This is a genomic window from Maribacter zhoushanensis, from assembly GCF_029350975.1.
In the GTDB taxonomy this organism is placed as follows: Bacteria; Bacteroidota; Bacteroidia; order Flavobacteriales; family Flavobacteriaceae; genus Maribacter; species Maribacter zhoushanensis.
Map to the genome: position 1 here is coordinate 313,867 of NZ_JARKMR010000002.1, position 24,473 is coordinate 338,339.

Annotated in this window: 22 protein-coding genes; 11 read left to right on the plus strand and 11 right to left on the minus strand. The window is 34.3% G+C overall.

The genetic code is table 11. The features are described 5' to 3' along the window. Nucleotides 1-27: 27 nt before the first annotated feature. Nucleotides 28-4,893, minus strand: coding sequence for an NACHT domain-containing protein (locus PXD56_RS08000; protein ID WP_276492811.1), 4,866 nt, complete (start codon nucleotides 4,891-4,893; stop codon nucleotides 28-30). Nucleotides 4,894-5,246: 353 nt separating this feature from the next. Next, nucleotides 5,247-6,155, minus strand: coding sequence for a DUF1338 domain-containing protein (locus PXD56_RS08005; protein WP_276492812.1), 909 nt, complete (start codon nucleotides 6,153-6,155; stop codon nucleotides 5,247-5,249). Between the two features lie 110 nt (nucleotides 6,156-6,265). On the opposite strand from PXD56_RS08005, the gene PXD56_RS08010 reads away from it, so the two are divergent. Then, nucleotides 6,266-7,144, plus strand: coding sequence for a LysR family transcriptional regulator (locus tag PXD56_RS08010; protein WP_276492813.1), 879 nt, complete (start codon nucleotides 6,266-6,268; stop codon nucleotides 7,142-7,144). A 45-nt stretch (nucleotides 7,145-7,189) separates the two neighbouring features. On the opposite strand, the gene PXD56_RS08015 is transcribed toward PXD56_RS08010, so the two are convergent. The 3 genes from PXD56_RS08015 to PXD56_RS08025 form a co-directional block, all read right to left on the minus strand. Then, nucleotides 7,190-7,789, minus strand: coding sequence for a DUF6642 family protein (locus PXD56_RS08015; protein ID WP_276492814.1), 600 nt, complete (start codon nucleotides 7,787-7,789; stop codon nucleotides 7,190-7,192). A gap of 155 nt (nucleotides 7,790-7,944) precedes the next feature. Further along, entirely contained in the window at nucleotides 7,945-8,742 is a 798-nt protein-coding gene (locus tag PXD56_RS08020; protein ID WP_276492815.1) for a hypothetical protein, read from the minus strand. Nucleotides 8,743-8,760: 18 nt separating this feature from the next. Then, nucleotides 8,761-9,483, minus strand: a complete 723-nt coding sequence (locus PXD56_RS08025) for an alpha/beta hydrolase (protein WP_276492816.1) — start codon at nucleotides 9,481-9,483, stop codon at nucleotides 8,761-8,763. A 211-nt stretch (nucleotides 9,484-9,694) separates the two neighbouring features. Here PXD56_RS08025 and PXD56_RS08030 point away from each other — a divergent pair, with 211 nt between their 5' ends. From PXD56_RS08030 to PXD56_RS08060, 7 genes are read left to right on the plus strand one after another with little or no spacing between them, the layout of a single operon-like run. Then, a complete protein-coding gene (locus tag PXD56_RS08030; RefSeq protein ID WP_276492817.1) occupies nucleotides 9,695-10,249 on the plus strand; it encodes a LemA family protein in 555 nt (184 codons plus the stop codon). A 6-nt stretch (nucleotides 10,250-10,255) separates the two neighbouring features. Then, nucleotides 10,256-11,407 carry a glycosyltransferase family 4 protein gene (locus PXD56_RS08035; RefSeq protein WP_276492818.1) on the plus strand — a complete coding sequence of 384 codons (1,152 nt, stop codon included), beginning with the start codon at nucleotides 10,256-10,258 and terminating at the stop codon, nucleotides 11,405-11,407. Nucleotide 11,408: 1 nt separating this feature from the next. After that, nucleotides 11,409-12,362, plus strand: coding sequence for a hypothetical protein (locus tag PXD56_RS08040; protein WP_276492819.1), 954 nt, complete (start codon nucleotides 11,409-11,411; stop codon nucleotides 12,360-12,362). Nucleotides 12,363-12,366: 4 nt separating this feature from the next. After that, entirely contained in the window at nucleotides 12,367-12,774 is a 408-nt protein-coding gene (locus PXD56_RS08045; RefSeq protein WP_276492820.1) for a hypothetical protein, read from the plus strand. Then, nucleotides 12,774-13,877, plus strand: a complete 1,104-nt coding sequence (locus tag PXD56_RS08050; protein WP_276492821.1) for a glycosyltransferase family 4 protein — start codon at nucleotides 12,774-12,776, stop codon at nucleotides 13,875-13,877. The genes PXD56_RS08045 and PXD56_RS08050 overlap by 1 nt, the downstream gene beginning before the upstream one ends. Further along, nucleotides 13,874-14,482: a hypothetical protein gene (locus PXD56_RS08055; RefSeq protein WP_276492822.1), complete on the plus strand. Its 609-nt coding sequence runs from the start codon at nucleotides 13,874-13,876 to the stop codon at nucleotides 14,480-14,482. Before PXD56_RS08050 ends, PXD56_RS08055 begins: the two co-directional genes overlap by 4 nt. Next, nucleotides 14,482-15,288: a hypothetical protein gene (locus PXD56_RS08060; RefSeq protein WP_276492823.1), complete on the plus strand. Its 807-nt coding sequence runs from the start codon at nucleotides 14,482-14,484 to the stop codon at nucleotides 15,286-15,288. Before PXD56_RS08055 ends, PXD56_RS08060 begins: the two co-directional genes overlap by 1 nt. Before the next feature lie 40 nt (nucleotides 15,289-15,328). On the opposite strand, the gene PXD56_RS08065 is transcribed toward PXD56_RS08060, so the two are convergent. The 4 genes from PXD56_RS08065 to PXD56_RS08080 form a co-directional block, all read right to left on the minus strand. After that, nucleotides 15,329-15,928 carry a DUF6642 family protein gene (locus tag PXD56_RS08065; RefSeq protein ID WP_276492824.1) on the minus strand — a complete coding sequence of 200 codons (600 nt, stop codon included), beginning with the start codon at nucleotides 15,926-15,928 and terminating at the stop codon, nucleotides 15,329-15,331. 103 nt (nucleotides 15,929-16,031) lie between these two features. Beyond that, the gene (locus tag PXD56_RS08070) at nucleotides 16,032-16,964 is read right to left on the minus strand and encodes a phosphotransferase (protein WP_276492825.1); all 933 of its coding nucleotides are present in this window, start codon (nucleotides 16,962-16,964) and stop codon (nucleotides 16,032-16,034) included. Between the two features lies 1 nt (nucleotide 16,965). After that, nucleotides 16,966-18,417 carry a threonine synthase gene (thrC, locus tag PXD56_RS08075; protein WP_276492826.1) on the minus strand — a complete coding sequence of 484 codons (1,452 nt, stop codon included), beginning with the start codon at nucleotides 18,415-18,417 and terminating at the stop codon, nucleotides 16,966-16,968. Continuing rightward, nucleotides 18,414-19,370, minus strand: coding sequence for a Rossmann-fold NAD(P)-binding domain-containing protein (locus tag PXD56_RS08080; protein ID WP_276492827.1), 957 nt, complete (start codon nucleotides 19,368-19,370; stop codon nucleotides 18,414-18,416). Before PXD56_RS08080 ends, thrC begins: the two co-directional genes overlap by 4 nt. 528 nt (nucleotides 19,371-19,898) lie before the next feature. Here PXD56_RS08080 and PXD56_RS08085 point away from each other — a divergent pair. Beyond that, entirely contained in the window at nucleotides 19,899-20,543 is a 645-nt protein-coding gene (locus PXD56_RS08085) for a thiamine phosphate synthase (protein WP_276492828.1), read from the plus strand. 69 nt (nucleotides 20,544-20,612) lie between these two features. On the opposite strand, the gene PXD56_RS08090 is transcribed toward PXD56_RS08085, so the two are convergent. After that, nucleotides 20,613-21,392, minus strand: coding sequence for a hypothetical protein (locus PXD56_RS08090; protein ID WP_276492829.1), 780 nt, complete (start codon nucleotides 21,390-21,392; stop codon nucleotides 20,613-20,615). A gap of 104 nt (nucleotides 21,393-21,496) precedes the next feature. Continuing rightward, nucleotides 21,497-22,384: a hypothetical protein gene (locus PXD56_RS08095; RefSeq protein ID WP_276492830.1), complete on the minus strand. Its 888-nt coding sequence runs from the start codon at nucleotides 22,382-22,384 to the stop codon at nucleotides 21,497-21,499. A 496-nt stretch (nucleotides 22,385-22,880) separates the two neighbouring features. Between PXD56_RS08095 and PXD56_RS08100 the strand changes: the two genes are divergently transcribed. Further along, nucleotides 22,881-23,732 (plus strand): formate/nitrite transporter family protein, encoded by an 852-nt coding sequence (locus tag PXD56_RS08100; protein WP_276492831.1) that lies wholly within the window; start codon nucleotides 22,881-22,883, stop codon nucleotides 23,730-23,732. A gap of 319 nt (nucleotides 23,733-24,051) precedes the next feature. After that, nucleotides 24,052-24,468, plus strand: a complete 417-nt coding sequence (locus PXD56_RS08105) for a DUF6789 family protein (RefSeq protein ID WP_276492832.1) — start codon at nucleotides 24,052-24,054, stop codon at nucleotides 24,466-24,468. Nucleotides 24,469-24,473: the final 5 nt, after the last annotated feature.

Below are 24,473 nucleotides of genomic sequence, written 5' to 3' on the forward strand. Positions count from 1 at the left end.
CCAAAATTCTCTTAGGCCTAACAACTTTTAAACTATATACGATAAAGGATTTAATATTTCAGAAAACAAGTCTATCTCATTTGTTATTACGTTGTAACCATATTCATTAGTTGTTTTCATTTCTTTTTGTGCTTCTCGCCATGATAATACTTCCTCATCGACAATATTCAAATACGTTAAGATTGAATAAAAAGAAATTTTTGCATTAATAGAATCTGTTTTCATTAAGTCCTTTTTAATTTTTAATTGCAAATTGTTATCCTTTTCTAATCTTGATTTAAGTTGATTTATAAAAAATTTGTGCAGGTGTTTACTCCTAACTATATCACGAAAAATCTCTTCAAAAAATAACATTAATCTACTTGCATTATTAAATAAAAACTTAAGATGGTAAAATGCATAATTGTCCATATCTAATCCAAGATATCTATCCTTAATCTCATTAAATACTTCTTTTAGAATAGGAGCCTTCGGCCAACCAATGCTTAATGCTACAATTTTAGCTTCGTTGTTAAAGAACCTGTCAATCTTAATCAATTCACTATAAACATTATCATCATCATAAAAGTTTTTACCTAATAATTGCCCGCCCAAAACACTGTTTTCTTTAGTCAATCGCAAACATATATTTTTTAACAACAAACTATTTGGTGCTACTCTGTCCAAAAACTTCAATAAATCGCCATTATTTATAGAAGATTGATTCTCCTTAACGTAATCCATGATATATTTATATGAAGGAGAAGCGACAGTGGAATATCTTCCCCAAAAACCCCAATGGGCCTGACTGTCTTCAGAGCTATATCTAGCAAGTTGATTAAAATCACCGTTTATTTCTTCATATAAGTATTCGAAATTTTCTATAAGCAATTCAGCCAATGAATCACTAATTTCATTTCTCCCATGACTAAAGCTTATCTGAGGATTAGGCTTTTTTTCTTTTCCATCTTTTTGAGAAAAGTATAGTTTAAGTTGTTTTGTCATTAGGTAGCCACAAAATGCAACCTGTCTTTGTTCTTCATAATCGTGACCTCGATAAAAAATCTTTTTCTTACAAACATCAATTATTCTTGATGGATCAGTATTTTGCAATTGTTTAAAATAGTTTATTGCTGCAGATAGCATAATGGCATTATCACAATCATTATCAAATTCAGATAATTTTTTTATAATATCCTCGTCAACAATACTTTGTTCCTCAAATTTTTCAACTAAATCTGCTCTTAGTTGAGTGCTCAATGGTGCTGAAACTTTCAAAAGTTTATCTATAGTCTTCGTTTCTTTCGGATAAGATTGAATCAATAAATAATGATTATTTGGATTTTTCAGAAAATAACCAAATGCCATTTTTTTAACGACTTCTTCATCTTTGAAATTGTTAATTAATGAGAGTGCAATACTTTGAGAGGTATGCCAAAAATTATCTTCTGGTATTAATGACAATTCATCCACAATAAATCTTTCCAAAATATTGTCTTTAAAATAATCTCTATCTAATTTGATTAACCCATCAATTGCCCTATCTCTATAATCGGATGACCTATCAAAAATCGTATCTTCGGCAATTTCAATGCCTGTTTTTTTATCATTTTCAAATACGGGATGTAAGTAGTGAAAGGAAGCTTTTCGCCCTATTTTATCTCCTACAAAATATTCTTTTAGTACTTTGATAACTTGGGAATCGCCTTCCCATCCGACCAACAAAGCCTGTGTTATCCAATGAGAAAAGTGTGCATCACTTAAGTGTTTTAGTAAATGCTCCTTAATTTCATCAGTTCTGCCAACTTGGGAAGCAAAACATACTTCTGGTTCTCTATATTGTTGTTTTAAAATCCATTGGTCTACCACGGGTATTAATTTCTTATTATCTCTGAAATAGTTTGAAATGTATGACCAAACATCATAGCTATGAAATCCAATAAACGGGTACTCTTCCGTTTCTATTTCTGAAATGATTCTTTCGATTACTAAATCCTCATTGTTAAATTCATGAAAAAGAACTTTCCATGCTGTTTCTTTTTCGATTCCTCCTCCCCTGTGACCACGATGTTTTTTTACAGATTCCAGACATAATTTAAATAAATCTTCATCCTTTGGCCAACCATCTATTAGAATGTTAAGAGTATCTTCCCTAAATTCCCATCCAATATCTCTTTGTATTTTTATTAAATTTTTAAAATCTTCTTTACTATGTGTTCTTAAGTGGACTTTGAGCTTAATTTTAAAAAATAATATATCTGGATGTTCCAAGTTCTTCGCTCTTTGAAGGACTTCAAGTTTATGCTTTTTGACAACATTTTTGGTAATGAAACAATTTATTAGAAAAGGAAATATTGCAGGGTTGTTAGTCTTGTCTAATAGCTTCTTCACTTCTGAGTATAACCAGTCATCTTCAATGAATAATTGAATAGTATTTGAAGCGTCAACCTTTTGATGAATGTTGCCATTGATTAATGAATGAATTAAGAATTTCGATTGTGATTTCGTTATGTCACCTTTATCTATTCTGCGCATAGATGAAATTCGATAGTCCTGAAACTTGTAATAGTTTGGAAAATATTGAAATAGATATTCTTTTACTAGACTTTTAAGTTTAGCATTATTCAAAGCATTCAATAGGATTTCCCAATAAGATTTTTTCTTTGAGTAATTCGTTTCTAATTCAAAGAGTGGCAGTATATCATTAAAATATTTTTTTGCTAAAGTAATTGGGGAATTATTATAGGAAAGTGCGATATCATATTTCTGTAATTTTATTAGTTCATTATAGTCGTTATTTTTATTCCCAATAAGGTCAATGGAATTTGTGAACTGCTTAGTTCGACTATTTGGTATAATGGAAAAATACAATTGAATAACCTGATTCCATAATGGTATACCGCCGAAAACGGATAAAATATCCTTATATTCATCTTCAGAATTATACATATATCTTGCTGCCAAGTACTCCTGAAAGAGTCTATGAGTAAAAGCAATTTCATTTGAGTTTTTTTCAATGATAATACCGTAATCATTTGCTCCAATATCAAAAATTTCTGAACTGTGCATTTTCGCTTCTGGCCCTTTGAAATCCATTAATTGAACTAAATATTTTTGGATTACATTTTTAGCATCTTCCTTTTCGATTACTCCATCATTAAAGTTCTTTTGGATATATATAGCTAACTCTTCAAAAACATCAATCAGCTCAAAATTATATCTTTTGATCTCCGTGATACCTGCAGAGGTTTTTCGTTTTTTTGGATGAATTGTAATTAAATAATCTGTAATTTTTTCAAGCGCTTTCGTTTTATTATTAGGCAATATTGCATCTCTAAGTCTTTGGGTAATTATAATACTTAGTAGCAAAGGGGTTTCAGCTAACTTTTTCAACTCGGCATTCCGATTCAAATCATTAATGAAATCGGAAGTCATTTTCTCCGAATAATCAGCACCTCTCTTAACAATGGTAGTTACCCACTTTTCAAACCAGTAGTATATGAATTTGCGCTGCTGAATATCAGAAAACGGTAGTAAATGTATTTCAGCAATTTTTGGAAAAGAATCTATTAAAAGTTTATAGCCATAAGGTCGACTTGAATAAATTAGTTTAGAATTAGTTAATTCGGATTGTATTTCAATTTTTGAAATTGCGTGTTGAGCTGAAGATAAATCTGCCAATTCATCAATACCATCAATTAAAAGAATAAGCCTTTCATCATTTAAAGCCTCATTGATTAAATCAATGAAAGCTTCGTTCTCATGGGACTTGAACCATATTCTTAGCAAATCTGAGAGACTTAGATTGTTATCTTCCTTCAAGTTTTTTGTTATGAAGGCAAATGGCATCCATATTGGTAGAAGTTTGCCCCAGTTCTTGGCAGTTATTAAAAACCTTGGCTTAGAAGATAGAATGTCTAACGTTATATTACGCAGTAATGTGCTTTTTCCAGACCCAGGGTCACCTAGAACTATTGATTTACGATTTTTAGTTAATTCTGAATCAATATTAACACGTCTTTGGACTAATGTTTCTTTGGTAAAAGATTTCCTGCTATTTAAATCTATTAGTGCGTTGTTCTTCTGGTTTTCATAAATTTCTGGCAATAGTGTATTAAGGGATTCCTTGAAATCTTTTGAAATTTCATTAGAATCATCCTCTAATATTTCCTGGTAGTTTTCCGAGTTAGAGTACTCATATGCGTCAGGCATAATAAACCTTTCTTGCAGAGAATATAAGTCAGATTTCAATTCTTGGACACCTATTCCAGAGTCATGAAAATTGAATATCACAGAATAAAATTCGAAGAGTTCATTTCTAAGTTTAGCACAGCCGTTCGAATCCAAACGACGTTTACGGGTTATTAACTCAAGTTTTTCAATTCCATTAAAGAGTTTCACCCATTCACTACCAAAAAAATCATAAACAATTTCTGGTTGTTTTTTTAATAACCTACAAATTTGGATTTTATCCCATTTCTTTAGCTTAATCCCTTCTTTTTTCAATTCATCTCTTAACTCATTAAATTTTGTTTGTAACTGAGTTTTATTCATCTCAAATGTGGTGCAGAAGATGAACTCATCACTTTTTTTATACCACTCGTTTTTTTTGAACAGATTTACGGCCTTATCTATAGTCGATTTTGTTAGAGTCTTATATCTTTTGCATTGTGAGGAAGAATATTTTCCATTTTCTTTTTTGGCATAAATATCTATTCCTTGTTGACTCTGACCTTTTACACCATAAATTTCACAGTTATCTACAGAAAAATCAATTTCAAGCATTCTTAAACATAATTTCTCAAAGTCTTCCCATTCAAGATTTTCGATGGGTAAAACTGAAATTTTTTTATCAATTGGTGGCTCAATAAACGACTGAGATGGTGTATATAAATAGGAAAATTTTGACTCCATGTAAAGAATTAGATAAAATTGTAGGATAAAGCTCTAAAATACATGTTTAATTATAATTCTTAAGTCGAATAGAACAAGTATTGCTATTATTTCCATTCCGCACACATTGCCCTCCCTCCTAACGTCGGTCAGTTAATAAGTGCTCCATTACCTTTTGAGAAGAAAGTTTTTAGAAAGAAAAAAATCAATGAAGATTTGTAGAAACTTTCGCTTTTAACCAAAGCTCAAGTTACATAACGCGGAACATTATAATTAAAAAAATGAATCATAATTTGTCGTTATATAAAATAGCGGTAAGTTATTGCGAATATTGAGCTAATTCAACAAACTGGCGCTATCAATAGTAAAAATTATCACTTCTTCAAAGTTTGCTCTAAATAAGTGCTTTCAAAGATTTTATCTGCATTAGCAGCTTCAAAACCTTCTCGCCTATGCTCTCTTTGAATTTCATTTTTATCTAAAGACTCAAATTCTGGTAGTACGGAGCGCTCTGCAAATTCTACATAACTACCTGAAATTTTCATGTTTTCGTTATGGGCAAAGGTGGCATCTACCATTTCAGCTACTGAACTACTTTGGCGTAACAAACCGTCCTTACTGGTTTTTATGATTCCGCCAGAGGAATTTAGCACAATTCCCAATTCTTCTAAAAACTCATTGAAAACCTCTAGAGAATTATATGGAGAAGGCAAGTCATGAACGCTAATGGTGTAATGGTTTAAATAATAGCGGTTGTAAATTACCCAAGCTGCATATTCACTTTCTTCTGATAGTTGTTGAAAATCGGCTAGCGATGGTAACTTCCATAACGGCTTATAGAAAAAATCACCTACAGCCTTGGTATTATCTAAATCAATGTTATCTATGGGGTCTGTATTGATGGGATTGGTATATTCAGAAATGATACGTTGCGCTTGGCTAGAAAGGTCTTGAACTCTTAACTCGCTAATAAAAATTCTTGGATATTCTGGGCTTGGTGGTGCATACCAGTAGGCATCTAGTTTTTTAGCTGCAAAATGATAGGAATCCATTTTAGTATATCCGTAGTGTAAAAATATCTTTTCAAAAGAAGCGATTCCCAAATTGGGAACACCAAGTGTACGAAACGCTATATGATCATTGACAATCTCATTTTCGTTAGCGATCATATTGGCACCGATCATTGCATTGGTAATTTTTTCTACATCGGTCACGCTTTTTTTATAGGGAAGAAACAAAGCTGTCAACACTTTATCTAAAGCAGTATTTTGTTCAAAATTCATAGCACGCAGGTATTTAGAATAGATGGTAAGATTAATTAGCTGTAATTATTATTCAAAGTTCTTATCTATTTTAACAATAAACAATTAACATTGTATGTTTATTGATAAGTATGACTAATCAATTAGAATTTAGACACCTTCATTATTTTTTGGTATTGGCAGATACCTTACACTACCGCGAGGCGGCAGAAAAACTGTACATATCACAATCTGCTTTAAGCCAACAGATACAGCGTTTAGAATTTATTTTGGGAGAGAAGCTATTTATACGCACCAATAGAAAGGTGAGCTTAAGTCCCGAAGGAATTATATTTAAACAAGAGGCTATGCTGATACAGAATCAGGCAGCAGTGTCAATGGAGCGTTGGAAATCTGCAATTTCTGGTAAACAAGGATTGCTGAAAATAGGATTTGTAGGTTCGGCTATGCAACAGTACTTACCATCTGTTATTAAAAAATTTACGGAAAGCCACCCGAACATTGAATTTTACCTGAACGATCTTAGTAACACCGCCCAGCTTTCTGCCTTAGAAGCAGGTCAAATAGATATTGGGTTCATTCGCTCTAATGTTGTTTCTCCTACCATGGAGATTAAGTCCGTATTCAAGGAGAAATTCGCTTTGGTTTTGCCAAAAAATCATGCAATCTCTAAAGCTAATTTTAAAGATGTATCTCAATTATCAGAAGAGTCCTTCATATTGTTACCCAACAAGGACAGTGTAATGTACTATGACCAAATTGTAGCACTTTGTAGTGATCATGGCTTTGCTCCTAAAATATCGCATCGTTCTATTCACGCCCCTACGATATTTAAATTGGTAGAAGGCGGATTAGGTATTTCTATAGTGCCGAACTCATTGCGAGATGAGAAGAATACTGCTATTAAATTTATTGAATTAGATAATGTACCACAAGAAACCGAACTGTTTGCAGTTTGGAACAAGAAAAATACAAATATGGCTCTGCCTTATTTTTTGGAGGTTTTGTAATACGGTTCTTTAGTTGAAAATTTTAAACAGTAACTGATACCATTTCTAATAGTACAACCTAAAATCTAACATTTTACAGACGTTGTAATGTCTTTGGTGTAGCTCCTCAACCACCTCGAACATATCATCATCTTCTTTAAAAAGGTTAAAGAATGCCTTGTCTAGGTTTGCGCTACTTACGCCATTAAAAGCATTACCGTAGCCAGAAACCGCTTTTGCGTTGGTAATATCTAAAAAATACTGTGCTTCTTCTTCATCGAGATCCAGAATTTTAGCGTTGGAGAAATGCAGAATCTTCCCTTTTAATCGCCCTTCAAATATTTCGGCAATTTCTTGTAGCGTATAATAGTAATCGTTTAGGCAGATACTATTGGCTTCGCCGTGCATGACCAGGTAGATAATTTCATAATCCTTAAAATTATGATCATCTAAAACTAGTGCGTTTAAGCTATCTTCAAGACCTTCAATGGTGTCGCATGTTTTGTAGATACTAGCAATACCATATTTCATAGCTAATTGTTCTAGACTTTCTTGCGCTTCGGTCAGCAATTCATTTTCTATGTCATCCACCCCTTCTAAACAGTATATGAAATGGTCTTCATCTGTTAATTGTTCTTGGGGCAATTGTCTTCTTTTATCTAACAAGCTTTTGTATGTATTTGGGGTATATAAAAGACAAAATTACAGCAACTGTTTTATTCTTTTTAGCGTTTTTGGTATAAATATGGGTTGTTATGCGTAGCGCTTCCCTCCCATTTACAAATTGCACGGGTAATAAGTTAGACTAACCTAGAAAGCTATTATTGTATAGCATCTAAAAATGGATGCATTTCTAAGAGCTCAATATCATCGCGCTTACGCAATTCTTTTAAAAACCATCCTTTATGACCTGCGCCATAAGTAATTAGAATTCGTTTACCTTGATAGCGGTGTTTTTCAAGAGCCTTTTCAATATTCCAGTAATGTGCAATATTTATATTTTCCCAACCACCAAGACCTAGTTCTTCATTAAATAGCTCATTATAGGTTTGTAAGCCTATATCTTGAATACTATCATATACATTGGTATGGATAAAATAAGGATCGTTGACCTTGCCACTAGCCTTGTAAAGCGAATCCGTACGCTTATTTGCTGTAACGTATGCCTGCCAATCTGCTGTTCTAGAAGTGTCTTTCCGTATAGCCCTTAATTTCTCCCCTCGTTCATCAGCCATAATCTTTGTCCAACCAGCAGTAGGGATAATTTCAAAATCCATGGTTTTTGATAGTGGAAAAACAACATGTACATATTCAGGAAAACGCATGGTACGTGGCTCAGAAATACTATCGTCTCTTTTAAACCCGTCATAGGCAGCTTTAAACCGATTTGGAGGAATCTCCGTCAATATAAAATCAGGATCAATGTTCTTAATCAATTTTTTTAGATAGTCAGTAGTATAAACACTATCCGTAAGGTGTCCGCCGTGAATAGTTCCTAAGACTAACACTTCGTTTTTTACTTTTTTATCTGCGTGTTTTTTTTTATCCGCCTCCTTACATCCGGTTATGGATAAGAGTAAAGCACATAGTATATAAAAATAGATGGTTGGCTGTCTCATGATGTGTTGAGGGTCTAATTAGATCTGCTTTAAAAAGTTCTTTACAGCTTTCCAATAACCATCGTTATCATCAAACTTTTTCCATAAGGCACGTGAACCATGATTTCCTTTGGTTGCCGGTACATAAGTTACTTTTGTTTTGGTAGGTATGGCACCGTTTATGGCAGCCCAATTATCTTGCTCGTTTTGTGCAGAAGTAATAAATGTGGGTACTTTAATGTTTGCGGCGCTATTTTTTATAAAATCGTCTTTGCCAAAATATTCTCCTGGAGAAAAAGCCATGGCAGCATCAATATTGTTAGGATAGTCTCCAGCATATTTAAGTACCAAAGAAGAAGAGTAAGAACTACCCCATATAATTACTTTCTTTGGGTTGTATGTCTTTTTTACATAAGCTACGGTTGCTTCAATATCTTGAAAAGCATCTAGGTATTTGGTCTCTTTCCCTGCTTCTGTCGCTCTTTGGTTGGTCTGGTTGGTAACTGAATTCACTGCTCCGCCAGAACGTTGGTCTATTGCTAGGCAACTATAACCCAAGGCATTTAATTTAGGTGCTATTTCTTTGTATTCTCCACGGCTCCACCCTGCTTGATGAAAAAGAAGTATAAAGGTTTCGCTTCCCTTGGTTTCATAATAATCTGCGGTAATCTGCAAACCATCTTTAGAAGGAAAGTCTATTGTTTTTTGTGCGAACATACATAAGCTGCTTAAGCCTATGACCAAAGAGAAAATCGTTTTCATAAATAGCGTTGTTAGTTATATAGTCATGAGTCTGCCTTTACTGTATTTGCTTACAGAAAATGGCGATTAAAAATATAAGTAATGCATCTAAGATTAATGTTAGGCATTTAATAAAACCCTTTATCGAATAGGCATTAGTTTGTAGGAAGATGATTCCAATTAATATAATATAACTCGACTAATTCTGTTATTTTAGCATAAAACTATTCTTATGCTTGTATCTATTGTAATCATTGCCATTGTAGTAATCCTGTTTTTATATGCTGTTTCTGTATATAACGGCTTAGTAAGAAAGAAAACGGAAATGGAAGAAGGCTGGAGCAGTATTGATGTATTCTTAAAAAAGCGTTACGATTTAATTCCTGGATTGGTAGAGACCGTAAAGGGGTACGCAACTCACGAGAAAGAAACCTTTGAAAATATTACGAAAGCACGAAATCTAGCCCAAAATGCTTCATCTGTTGATGAACAGGGAAAAGCAGAAAGTGCCTTGAAAAATTCGATGGTCAATCTTTTTGCAGTTGCCGAGAATTATCCTGATTTAAAAGCGAATAGAAACTTCAGTGAGTTACAGAACGAGTTAAGCTCTTTGGAAGACGATATAGAAATGACACGTAGATATTATAACGGTACGGTAAAAGAAAACAATATTGCTATTGAAAGCTTTCCTTCCAATATTTTTGCCAACATGTTCAATTTCAGTAAAGGTGAGTTTTTTGAAATTGAAAATTCTATAGAGAAAGAACCGGTTAAAATTTCTTTCTAATTGTCGATGACAAGAAATGTATACGCTACATATGATGTGTTCCCTAGCGCAAAAGGAGCATCTACGCATATAAGGGAGATGATTAACGTATCATCAAAGCAATGCGATGAATTGCAATTATTCTGCTTACGAGGTAATAGCACCTACCCTGCTGTACAGACGGAAGGTAATATTGTTGTAAAGCGTTACTACAACGAAGAAGAGATGAATTATTTAGAAAAAGCATCTCTTTTCTCTCAGCAACTATTCATTGATATCCAAAAAAATAAAGAGTCTATTCAAATAGGGCATTTTAGAGATGTTTGGAGCGGTATGGGATTAACTGCCGAACCTAGTATAAAAACCATCTTTGAGGTAAATGCTTTAACATCCATAGAACTACCTTATAGATACCCTAATTTAACACCCGCTTTTCTAGAGAAGCTAAGAGCACTAGAGTCAAAATGTTTAGAAAAAGCGACCGTAATCATTACTCCGTCAGAAGTAACAAAAAACTATTTAGAAGAAGAATATGCTATTGATGCAGCGAAGATCAAAGTGATACCGAACGGGGCGCATATACCAGAATCTTACGAAAGACCAATAGACGCACCTGAACAGTACATTATCTATTTTGGAGCTATACAACCATGGCAAGGTGTAGATGTATTGCTTAAAGCAATGACGTACTTAGAGGATTTTGAAGATTTAAAATTGGTCATTTGTTTAGCCGTAAAAGAAAAGGCATTTAAACCATATAAAAAACTAGTAGAGAAATTAGGCTTAGAAGATCGTATTATTCTAAAGTCGAGATTATCCAAGAAAGATTTATACAACTACATACATTACGCAGAAGCCTCTATAGCACCTTTAAAGGCATGTGATAGAAATATTACACAAGGTTGCTGTCCGCTTAAGATACTAGAAAGCATGGCTTGTGAGACTATGGTCATCGCAAGTGAACTACCCGTAGTTACCGAGTTGGTTACAGAACAAGAAGCTTTACTTTTTGAACCCGATAGAGAGCAAGATCTAGCACGTTGTATTCGTTTTGTACTAGATGAACCAGAACGAAAGGAAACCTATATCTCGAATGCTTTTGACAAGGTGAAAAGCAATTTTCTGTGGGATGCTCAAAAAGAGAAATTGAAAAACATATACCAAGATTTAACGCTCTAATATGGATAGACAAGGCAATGTATTAAATAAAGAACAATATATAGGAGCCCCTATAGAAAGAGCGCACTTACACCGTGGTTTTAGTTCTAAAAAGACCCCTATAAAATGGATTCGTTTTTTCAGGGCCTGTGTATTGCAACGAGAAATAGCCAGAGAACAAAAGAGTAAGACAATAAAGAAAATTTGGTTTATTCTTCTTGGTGTTTTCTTATGTAATTTTATAGCAATTCCATTGAACTTTATATCTGAGACTTTAGGTGCGGTATTTGCAGTAATAGGTATGCTCGCATGCCCTGGGTTAATCGTTGCGGGTATCATGACCTACATAACGAACAGAAAGTTTAAAAAGAATTTTACAGACGGTTTTGACTTTTTTGCAGATTACTTCTCTGCCTTATTTACCTTGATCGAAGAGGATTTGCAGTTAAATTCAAAAATAGCGTTGGAGGCGAATGTAAAAGATACGATAACAGAAGAAAATCTTATTAAAAATGAATCTTATACCAGTGAATCTAGAGGTTTTATATCTGGAATAGAAAAAAATTATGAGCGGGTCATTAGTAAGGGCTCCTGTTTTTTTGATGATGAATCGCTAATCTTCTTTCAATTCAGCGAAAGAACAAGAGAACGTATTATTAAAAAAAGAGGTAGTTCTGGTAAACGGAAAACAAAGTACAAATATAGGGCTTCCTACCCTTTTGCCATTAAAATGAAAATACCGAAACGCAAATACCAATTAAACGCAACGATAGATAGATCTCAAATAAGCTTTGCAGAAGATGATGAGTACTACGTATTTAAGGTTTACCGAAAATTCGATGTAAAAAAAGAAAATCCGGATCAATACAATCCGTATGAAGAAAGTAGCATTTCTTCATTTGCGGTAGATTATTTCTCTTTAGAAGTTATTAACCTGATCAACACCTGCTACAGTTGTGTAACACCTAGCGCTTAGTCTTATGGAAGATAATACAATACGTTGCGAAGAATTTACCGGACTATTTGTAGTTCGGAATTGCGAAAACAAGCCCACCGTAGTTTGCGAGAAATGCAAGAAGAACGTATGTAACGTACATGCGTTTAAAGCCAATAAAATTGTAAATCAAAATAGTGAACCTCAGGTTTATAAAAAAAAGAACGCCATATTATGTCTTAGTTGCTTTGTAGAATTCGATGCACGATTGACCAATGATATAGAGCTCTATTCTAAAGATAGGTCTGTTTGGAGAAGGAAAATGATTAATAGATTCCATGAAGAATATCCATACATGGTATTTATGGCAGATGATTATGGTAGTTTATTTGATAGTAGTTCTACGGTTTTCTTGCATGATGATTCTGATGATGGATCTTATTTTGATAGTTAATGAAGATTCTATTAATCACTCAAAATTACTCACCCAATAAAGGGGGAATGGCGGTTTCTTGCGATCGCTTGGTACGTAATTTTAAAAAAAATGGCGTTGAGGTACATGTCGTTCATTTTACGAATAGAAAGAAAAAGTTTAAAGTAGATACCGTTGTAAAGGGAACCTACGCTGCTGTACCTATAGAAAGTTCGGAAGAGTTTACATTATCGTTGGCATCTGAATTTATACAGCAACTCCCCTGTTTAGATACATTGACACATGTTGGTGTATTCGGTGGTAACCTGCCACTTAATATTGGACCCATTTTATCTAAATGGATACAGAAACCGCTAATCACGTTTATTAGGGGGAATGATTTTGATGAAGGTATCTTTTCAAAGAAGCGAAATCAATTATTATATGCATTAGAAAACTCTAGATATGTATTTACGGTAACGAGCGAGAAGAGAGAAAAAATAGATAAGTTGGTTTCGCATAACAATACCTATTTTACCCAAAATGGAATTAATACAGCATTATGGAAACCGGCGAAAAGTCATCTTAAACGTATTGACGCTATTAAAAAGGCGTTCAATTCTAAAATACCGATTGCCTTTGTAGGGCAATTAAAAGCCAAAAAAGGGGTTGTAAACTTTGTAGAAACCTTTGCAAAATTTCCGCATAAGAATGACTTTGTACTGTGTTTAATTGGTGATGTTAACGATGAAACCAAAACATACATTTTAAATTTAGATGTCAATGTAGAGTTTTATGATTTTGCCAACCAGAATGAACTGATAACTTTTTATAATGCAGTTGGTATAGTTGCCATACCTTCATATTATGACGGCATGCCCAATGTACTTTTAGAAGCGGCAGCAACAAAAAACATAGTAATCGGCGCGAATGTTGGAGGTATAAAAGATGTAATTAGTAATAAAGCCGATGGATTTTTATATAACCCAATACAGTCTAATGAACTATTGGACATTTTGTTGCAAGTACATAAAATGACACCTGCTGAAAAGGAAGCTATGAGTGAGGCACTGTATCAGAAAATTAAAACGAATTATACCGAAGAAATAGAAATAACGAATTACCTAAATATTTTAAAACCATGAGAAAAATAAACATCCTTTTTGTACTGACGGTACTGCTACTAGCAAGTTGTAAAACAGAGAATAAGAATACCTCTAGCCCAGCAGAAACGGCTACTGAAGCAAGTGCAACTACAAATAGTTTAGATGTTACCATTGCAAACGCTGACGGAGCATTAATTGGTGGTTTTGATCTTTCGCCTATAAAAATCGTTGCTAACAATACCACCTATACGTTTAAAAGTAAGCCAGATAAGCATAAGTTCTATGCAAACGGACAAATGAAGTATGAAATAAAGTTCAAAGAAGAAAGCTTCAAATTAAGAGATGCCGATTCTGATTTGTTATGGAAGATTAAAATATACCCAGACAAAGTAAAAATATCTGATAATGAAGAGAATGAAAATGCTTTTGAAGTAAGACCTTATGATGATAAAATTAAGGTAAAACGTAATGAAGAAGAGCTGTATAGGGTTAATATTGAAGGAAATAGTGTTAAGGTAAATGATACCGAAGCTTTTAAACTTTCTTCTAACCAACAAAGTTATGTGTATGCTATTTTGGCAATAGACGAGATACCTAATGAGCATAAAATGTTCATTATAGCCGAATTATTAAATAAGATATAGTGTATTTATTTTATGTTTATGGTGCTGGTTTTGGGCATATAAATAGGGTCCTTAATTTTATATACACTCAAGAAATTCCCTTAGAGGATTGCGTGTTAGTAACGAACTCTGTTTTTCATGACCAGGTACCTAAAAACATAAAAACGTTATACAAAGAAGATGCATTTTTTAAGGACCAAGTTCATTTCAACCGGTTTCTGCTAAACTGTATAAAGGAACATAAGATCAATACGTTAGTTGTTGATGTGTTTCCTGCAGGGTTTTATGGCGAACTTGAAAAGAGCTTTTCTGATCTTCATTTCGTAAAGACCGTATTACTGGGGCGCATTTTAAACAAAGCCTACTTTGAAAAATATACGTGTCCGGATTATGATATTATATACACATTAGAAAACGGAATTACCTTAATCAATTACAGGTATAAGAAGGTAATTTCGTTTTCTTTACAAATAAAACCAAGAGAAATTTTGAACGAGCTAGCGCTTGAAAAACCTTATTTTTTGGTCATGCATTCTTCGCCCTTAGAAGAGGTTTTATTATTGTACAAACAAGCTTTGTTATATCGTACAGATGAACACATTTATATCTGTTCATTTTCAGAAATTCCAACACACCTTATCCGAGAAAATACCAGCAGTAGTAAAGGTACTCGTATTGAAGACGAGGTATTAGAGAACGCTACTAAAATTTTCACTGGTTGTGGTTTCAATAGTATTATAGAAACCAAAAGCTATAGAGATAAACAACATATACTTCCTTTTAAAAGAAGGTATGATGACCAATTTTTAAGAAAGCAGCTGCTATAAAAATTGTAGTTCTATTTTGATAAATGTGTTGAGAGTAGATTTAATAATACAATCTAAAATCTAGTAGTTTGCAGACATTGTAATGTCTTTGGTGTAGCTCTTCTACCACTTCAAACATATCATCATCTTCTTTAAATAAGTTAAAGAAAGCCTTGTCAAGGTTAGCGCTACTTACTCCGTTAAATGCATTGCCATAACCAGACACAGCTTTTGCGCCAGTGATATCTAAAAAGTATTGTGATTCCTCCTCGTCTAAATCTAGAATTTTTGCGTTGGAGAAGTGTAAAATCTTTCCTTTCAATCGTCCTTCAAATAGCTCTGCAATTTCCTGTAAGGTATAATAGTAATCGTTTAAGCAAATACTATTGGCTTCACCATGCATCACTAAATAGATAATTTCATAGTCCTTAAAATTGTGATCATCTAAAACCAGGGCGTTTAAGCTGTCTTCCAATCCTTCAATGGTGTCGCATGTTTTGTAGATACTGGCAATACCGTATTTCATGGCCAGTTGCTCCAAGCTTTCCTGTGCTTCGGTAACCTTATTCGTTTCTATATCTTGAACGCCTTCTAAACAATAAATGAAGTTTTCTTCATCTATAAATTGCTCTTGGGGTAATTGATTTCTTTTTTCTAGCAATATGCTGTAATTATATGAACTACAAAATTACTGTAACTCATTTATATTTTTTAGCGTTTTTGTATAAAATTCTATTCCAAACACCTCGCCTTCCCTCCTTTTTTTAGTTTTCAAAAAAAGCATTCTCTGGTAAGTTCATAACATAGTCCGACAAAAGTTTCATCTCTAGATAATGATCTTTCATTTCAGGATTGAAGTTAACGTGATTATAATTCTGATATCTCCAATATGCGGTTGCCGTTGCTGCGTAAACCGTAAATGCTTTCAGTGCTTTTTTCTCTATTTCTAGAAGTTGAATTTCTTGCCGATATCCTTTCAATAAATTAGCTACTTTATCTAAATTGATGGTGGTTTTATTGCTGCAAGTACCAATAATCATCATACCAATATCGAATACGCGATAATAATAGCACGCTTCTTCAAAGTCCATGATAGTCGCTTGTTTCCTTTCTTGATCGACAATGATATTACTATTAAAAATATCACTATGGATCAAAGCTTTTGGCAAATCGGTGTTGATATGATTCTCAATATAGTGTTGCGTAGCTTTTAGCCATTTGTATAATGAGGAATCTGGAGCGTAGCTTTTTACTTCATCAAAATGTTGTAGTCCAAATGCGATTTCTCTTGGGATAAAATCAGGTGCTTTTATTTGGTGTAATTGTGCTAGTTCCTTGCCTAAATATAGTAACAAGTCTTCTGATATATCTTTGGCAATATCACCTTCAATAAATCCTTTAAGCATTACTGGTTTCGAATTCCAGGTAGTAGTTAATGCTCCGGTTGTGGTTTGTATCAGCCTAGAAGTAGAAAATTTGTGCTGTTGTAAATACTCCAATAAAGAAGCTAGTTTCTCCGTTTCTTCAATAGACTTTTCATCACAGATGGTCAATACAAAAGCATTGTCTTCTGTACGTATCAAATAGTTTGTGTTTGCCGACCCACCACTTAACATTTTGCTGGACATCATTTTAATACCATAAGGAACCAAAATACTTTCCATATCTACTTCGGTAATAACTTTAGTATGTGTCATATTACTTTCCTTTCGTTAAGTCCCAATTCGTTTCCATGGCATGCATAAGTGCATCTTCTACATGCGCGTAATCACACAAATACACCTTCTCACAAAGTTGCTTTGCAGTTTCTACACTACTATGCGTAGCGGCTTTTGGCAATACGCTTGTGTGTAATGCATTCTTAATTATTTCTGGAAATTTTGATGGATGCGCCGTAGCAAAACAGATTAATTTCTCATCACCTAGTTCCGTTTTTAGACTATCTGCCGCTACTAATGCTACCGCACCATGTGGATCTAATAAATAGTCCTCATTAGTATACAGCTCATTGATGATATCTAAGGTTTGTTTGTCCGTTGCACTGTAAGATTTAAATCCTTTAGAATAGCTTTCAAAAGTCTGCTTATCAAAAGTAACGGAGCCTGTGGCGTTAAACAGATCTACCCATTTTTTAATGTTCTCGGTGTTTTTTTCATTTCTGAAATACAAGAACCTCCAAAAATTAGAAGGCACTAAAATATCTATGGCAGATGAAGGCGTTTCTATTATTTCCTCCTTTGAAAAACGACCTTCTGAAAAAACACGATGTAAACAAGCATTTGTATTATTGGCAACAACAAAATATTTGATGGGTAATCCCATTTCTCGTGCGATACCTCCTGCACATAAATTGCCGAAAGCACCAGATGGGACGGACATATTTACTTGTTCTCCAATCGTATCCACGACCTGTAGGTAGCCATAGAAATAATGCACGGTTTGCATCATAACACGTCCCCAGTTAATGGAGTTTACACTAGATAATTTCAGTTTGTCTTTAAAACGTTTGTCCGCATATAATTTAGCAATTACAATATCTAAATCATCTGCACCATCTGGGCAATTAGACACCCCAACCGGATGCACATTTGCATTTTGCAAGGTGGTCATTTGGCGCTCTTGTTCTTCCGTAATTAAACCTTTTGGGTATAACACCCAAGCATCTAAGTTCGATTTCCCTGCTGTGAAATATGCGGTTGCCGGACCAGTATCTCCTGTGGTGGCAACAACAAGCGTTAGGTGCTCATTTTTTCTTTCTAGAAAGAAGTTCACCAGATTCACCAAAAAAGCGAGTCCCACGTCTTTAAACGATATTGTTGGACCATGAAACAATTCCATAATGTACGTGTCCTTTCTTGTTTTTAAGGGGTAAAACGGAATGGTCTCTTTCTTCTCAAAAGGTGCATATGCAGTTTCAAGAATGTTTTTTAATTCACTTTCCGAAACAATGGAGCGATCAATAAAAAGCGAAAGAATCTCAAAAGCGAGTTCCACATAAGACAATCCTTTCCAAGCACTTAGTTGTTCTTTGGTGATGTTCGGTAAGGTATCAGGAACATACAATCCGCCATCTGAAGCAAAACCATCTAAGATGGCAGTTTCAAAATCAACTGGCTTCCCTCCTCCTTTGTTACTCACAAATTGAATCATAATTTATTTTTTAAATATGCAGTATAGACCGCCTCGGTTATCATAATATCTTGTACTGCAACGCCTGTTAAATCGACAATGGTAATCTGGTCGTCATTGGTACGTTGTAATTTTTTATCTTGGATCGCAGTACCCAATTCAACAATATCGTCTGCTGTAATTTCACCATCTTTCGTAGCCCTATAGATTTCACCCCTACTTTTACTTTGCGGAATACTGTCAGCTATAACGATGTCAGCCTTTTTAAGCAACTCACTCTCTAATTCTTGTTTGTGTTCTGTATCTGAACCTACGGCAGTAATATGCGTTCCTTTTTGAATGTCCGATGCTTTAAGTAAAGCCTGTTCTGACGGTGTTGTAGTTACAATCAGGTTGCAATGTTTTGCAAGTTCTGTAGTGCTGTCAGCAATATGAACATCAAAATCAGTACCTAGTTCATTGGCGAACTTTGCAGCCTTTTCTTTGGAGCGTCCCCAAACCCATACAGTTTTACACGGTGTATGTTTTTGAAGGTATTGCAATTGTAATTTGGCTTGAATTCCTGTACCCACAATTCCGATAGCTTTTATCTCTTTCGGGGCGAAGTACTTTGCCGCTAAAGCACCAGCAGCAGCTGTACGGATATCTGTTAAGTAGCCTTCGTCTAGCAACACCGCTTTTGGAACTCCTGTCTTCTGGTCGAATAGCAGCATTAAGCCTTGACTAGAAGGGATTCCCAGTCTAGCATTATCATAAAAACCAGAAGCAATTTTAATGACATAATACGCCTCGTTTTTAATGTAGCCATACTTAATATGAGCATCCCCTTTTGGGTCTTCGAATAATAATTCGCCCACCGGAGGCACCACAGTATTTCCGTTGCTATATTGAACGAACCCTTCTTCCATAGCAGTGACAACATCTGTGTGCTCTAACAAGGCTTTAATTTCTTTTAAATGAATAACTGTTGTCATAATCTTTGTTTTCTATTTAGTTTTTTAAGCAAAAAAAAGTCTCTGCATACCAATTAGCTATTAACTAATTAAGGTATACAGAGACTCTCTGTAAGAAGTAAACTTATTTTTCCAATTTCTTCCTTATGATGAAAAATAAGCCTGCAATACAATACTACTAAAACTTCTCTATGATAAAAGTATAAAAAATAATTAGATAAGCAAATGATTAATCATTTCAATCTCTTGGTATACTTTATGTATTAAGAGTAATTATGATAAGTTTCCTGGCCCATTGTTTTGTCTCTAATAAAATTTATTAGCTTAAGCTCTCTTCTTCGTTTTTGATTTTAAACTTTACTTTTTAAATGTATTAAATTATCACGGTTATTTATTACGGTTTTTCGTAGTCTATGAAATATTTATCAGTAAAATATTGTTTCACTCCCCTATCTGCTCGACTTATTATCTATACAGTATCATTTACCACTATACATCCGTAACTTTGCCAACTTAAATACTACAACATTTACATCAAAAAATATGGACATGATTATCCCTAAACTACATTACATACCAAAAGGAAACTCACCAAAAGAGGTTTTGGAAAATATACAAAAAGCGTGTACTTCGGGTATAGAATTAGTGCAGTTAGGTTTAGAAAATGTATCAGATAAAAAGTTTTTAAAAATAGCCGAAGAAGCTAGGGAAATCACTTCTCATTTTCAGACCCGGTTAATCATTGAGAATCAGTTTAAGATTGCACATACCATTAAAGCAGATGGTGTTGTATTAGATAAAACAGCTACCTCCCCTACCGAGGTACGAAAACTGCTATACACTTGGCAAATGATTGGTGGTACGGCAAACACCTTGCAAGAGGCAGAAACACTATTGACCAAGGAAGTTGATTATATCAATTTAGGTCCTTTTAAAGCGAGTACTAATGAAAAAGATTCGAGTCCGGTTTTAGGTTTAAATGGGTACATGTTATTAGTAGAAGCTTTACAATCTGAAACCCCAATTATTGCTTTTGGTGGCATTACCACGGCAGATGTGAAAGGGTTATTAGAAGCAGGTGTATCTGGTATAGCGGTATCAGAAGAAATCACCAGCAATTTTGATAGTATAAAGACATTTCACCAATTACTGCAAGCATCTTCAACAGCAGAACAACGACATACTTTCGAATAAAAAAAATAGCGCTTTAAAGCGCTATGGTATATGTTTATGATAAAGGAAGTTAGATACAGTCATGCAAAATTACATAACAGTACCATTGTCTAACCAGCGTTGTAACAAGGCATCATTATGAGAAATGGCAACGAGATGAAATTTAGTAAACCGATTAAAAACGCGTGATTCTTTAAGAGTTTCCATACAAACAGACACCGGGTTAAGATAGTTGGAGTGTATTAAGAAAAGTTCGCCCTCACGTTTTAAAAGATAGCCCACATGTCCCTCATCAAAACCTATAAAATAAAGTCCCTCTTGGGTTAATGTATCTATTTCTTCAAATGCTTTTTCATGGGTTTCTTGCTCCACTTGGGTAATTACCGAGCCACAACTGATCATTTTAGCTTCGTCTATGGGCGATTTTTGAGCCAATTTATACCGGTTGATATTAATTCCCATATCTCGCAGCGTAGTTGATATAAAATAACCACATGCAATTTTACCTTCATTAGGCGTAGCGGTATGTCCGCCAAAACTCCACGGAGTACCATACCAGTGCGGTATAATTTTATCTACCAGTTGATTTGCAAAAGCTGTTTTAATATAATCTATAGAAATAGTACCTGCCCTTAAATCTTCTTTTAAACGCAACCGAAGTTGATGGGAATCTTCTTTAGTACTGGCATAAGAATCAGCGATAGAATCTGATGTTATGTTGAGCACGAGTGTTTTTTCTTTCTTAAAACCAATTGATTTCGATACAGGTGAAGTTCTTACAGCAGCAGTGCTATGATGCATCACCCTATTTGTTTTAGGTGATATATCATTAGAAAAGCCTAAAGAAAGAAGTATCGAAAAAAGAAACATAGGTTACAATAGATTTAGGGATAAGATACTATGATTAGAACGTATTAGTACTGAGTAAATTACATATAAAAAGTTAAAGTTTTATGATGCTTTTTATGCGTTGGCTAAACGCTTAGGTTCACTGCCCACCAGACATCATAATCTCTAGGCACTAGTGGTCTGTAACTCTGAAAACCCTGATCCGCAATCCGGAGTCCGGTAATTACACCTTTGTCATCACGTACATAGTTTATGAAAATAAACGAATGTCCGTATGGATCTAGTTTTTTAACATCGGCACCCTGTACCACCTCTATATAATCTTCTTTATACCGCCAGACTTGCATAAGGGCACCCGGTTTTAATTTTCCGCCCCAAATACCGGTAGAATCAACCAAAGTTCCCATACCGGCGTAGGTAATAGCACCCGCATTACCTTTGCCCCTATATTGTTCGGGAAGGCTTTGCCAGCTTTTATCTGGTTTAGAAGCAGTCACATAAAGCAAGTTAAATACCTGTTTAGAAGTATATGTAGCCGTAGCCATGCTATCGGGAAAATCTTGATAAGGCAAATGACCGTGCACTTCTTTGAACGCCTTTTCAAACCGAGTTTTACTTACGGTAAGGCAATGTCCGCCAGGCTCTTTAATTTCGCTATTCAGATAATTTTGAACAATTCTATCCGCTACGGGACTATCGCTATTAAACTTGACCTCCTCTGAACTACTACTTATTTGAGTATTATTATAATCTTGTAGAAGCGAATCTTTATGATGGATTGTTGATTCTGTTTGGCTTGGTGTTAGACTGATGTATGAATGATCATCTAAACCCAAATTTTGAATTACAGGCTTTGCTTTAACAGGTCCGTTTTGTGTTTGTATGATAGTAGGTTCGGTACTAGAACTGTTTGTGTGCTGATTGTTTGTTTTGGTAGATGTACAACCCAAAAAGATAAAAACGATATAGAAATATGATTTCTTTAGCAACATTTTAAATGGGATGTGCTTCATATGAAAAGCTTGTATGCACGTTTTATTGATTTAACCAGCTAAATTTCCTAGCTGTTTATTGGTGTGCTTTTAAAAACTAGCACCAGTATAAAGGTAACATAATTACGCCCTTATATCAAGTGAAACGGTTTCAATGCTGGATGAACCAATACTAATTTAACGCTGTTATTTTAGTCCTAATATTCGCTTAAAAGTACGTATCTCACAGGTATAAAATTTGATAAGGATTTTCTGAAGGTTAAATTTTTTAGTTACTGTTTTCATTATGTTATAGATGTTTGTTTATGCTATTAGTATATCAATACTTCTTTTTATCACACAAAACCATAAAAATAATTTTGTTGTGTCTTGTTTCTTTTTGAGCTATCTAAATATTTGTTTGGAGTAATTAGAACTAGGACTATTGTTTATTTTTAAAAAAGTACAAGACCTAAACCTATCAATTATATAGCAATATATGAATTACAACCAAGCAGTTTAAACGAACCATCCTATTATGGAAACCGAAAAAAAAGAACAACAAGACCATCAGAAAGAACTAGAGAAAAAATCTGAAGAGATTAAGGGGGACAACGAGTACAGTGTTATTCTTAGTAGGGTTATTCATGAAGGAGAAGAAATTTTCAAGATAAAAAATAAAGCTATGTTTTTAAGTGCGGTAATTGCCGGTTTGGAAATTGGGTTTAGTTATTTTCTTATCTGTGCATTATACTATCTATTAAATGGTACCGTAGATGCCAATATGACATTCAAGCTTTTTGCAGTAGTATATCCTGTAGGCTTTATATTGGTTATCCTTGGGAAATCTGCCTTGTTTACAGAGCAAACCTCTGTACTGGCTTTACCAATGCTGAATGGGCAAAGAAGTATATGGGAATTGTTTCGCGTTTGGGGCGTGGTAATTTTAGGGAATATCATTGGAGGTAATATTTTTGCCGCTTTTATTGGGTTATTGGCTCCCCATCTTAATCTTTTTACAGCGGAGACAATGATAGATATTGGTTCTCACGTTATAAAAGAGAGTTCATGGATACTATTAACGAGTGCCATTGTTGCCGGATGGTTAATGGGGCTACTTACCTGGTTGCTGAACAGTACCATGAATTCCCTTACCCGTGTTGCACTGATTATCATGATAACCGGCGTTATTGGTTTTGGCGGGTTTCACCATAGCATAGTGGGTAACATAGAAGTGTTCGGCGCGTTTTTACATTCTAAAGATATTAGCATGCTAGATTACTGGTGGTTCTTGTTTTTAGCTTTACTAGGTAATAGTATTGGTGGCGCAGTAGTTGTTGGACTTTTCAAATACCGAATTTTTGAATCGAACTACAAAGAAGGGGTTTAAACGCTGTAAGTACATACATTTATGTGATGTAATTAGTAATTGAAGCGAATACCCTTAATAATACTTTTTACTTTCTAAGTCATTAATAATTAGGATTGTTACGCTAGTCCATTATCAGCTCAACAATAATTTATTCAACTCTACATTCCAGAGACCTTCTAATTCTTCACGTTAATAATTAAATGGTATGCACTAATGATTTTGCCTCAATCACGATAGCTTGCATACTGATAATCAGATTTGTATTAAATAGTAAAGTGTATATGAGTGATAAATCATAACACCGATATATTTAATATGAAGCAAAAAAAATAATTGAATGAAAAGTGAAGTGACCAAATTTATATTGGCAGGTATTTTAGGAACAGTGGTAATGACAGTAATTATGTTAGTAGCACCACACATGGGTATGCCCAAAATGGCACCCTGGAAATTATTAGCAGGTGCAATGAATGTACCAATTGCGGTAGGGTGGATTTTACATTTTATAATGGGTATTCTATTCGCGCTGTTTTACGGTTACGTGTTTGCTCCTAAAGTCGCAATTTCTAACCTTTTCTTCAAAGGAATCGCTTTTGGTATTATGGCGTTAATATTGGCACAAATAGGTATGAAAGTAATGGGATTACTTTTTGAAATACCGCCTATGGATGGTTCTATGCCAATGCGTTTACTAGCTATGCTAATTGGTCATGTGGTATTTGGTGTGGTCACCGTAAAAGTAATTGGTAAATAAGAAGA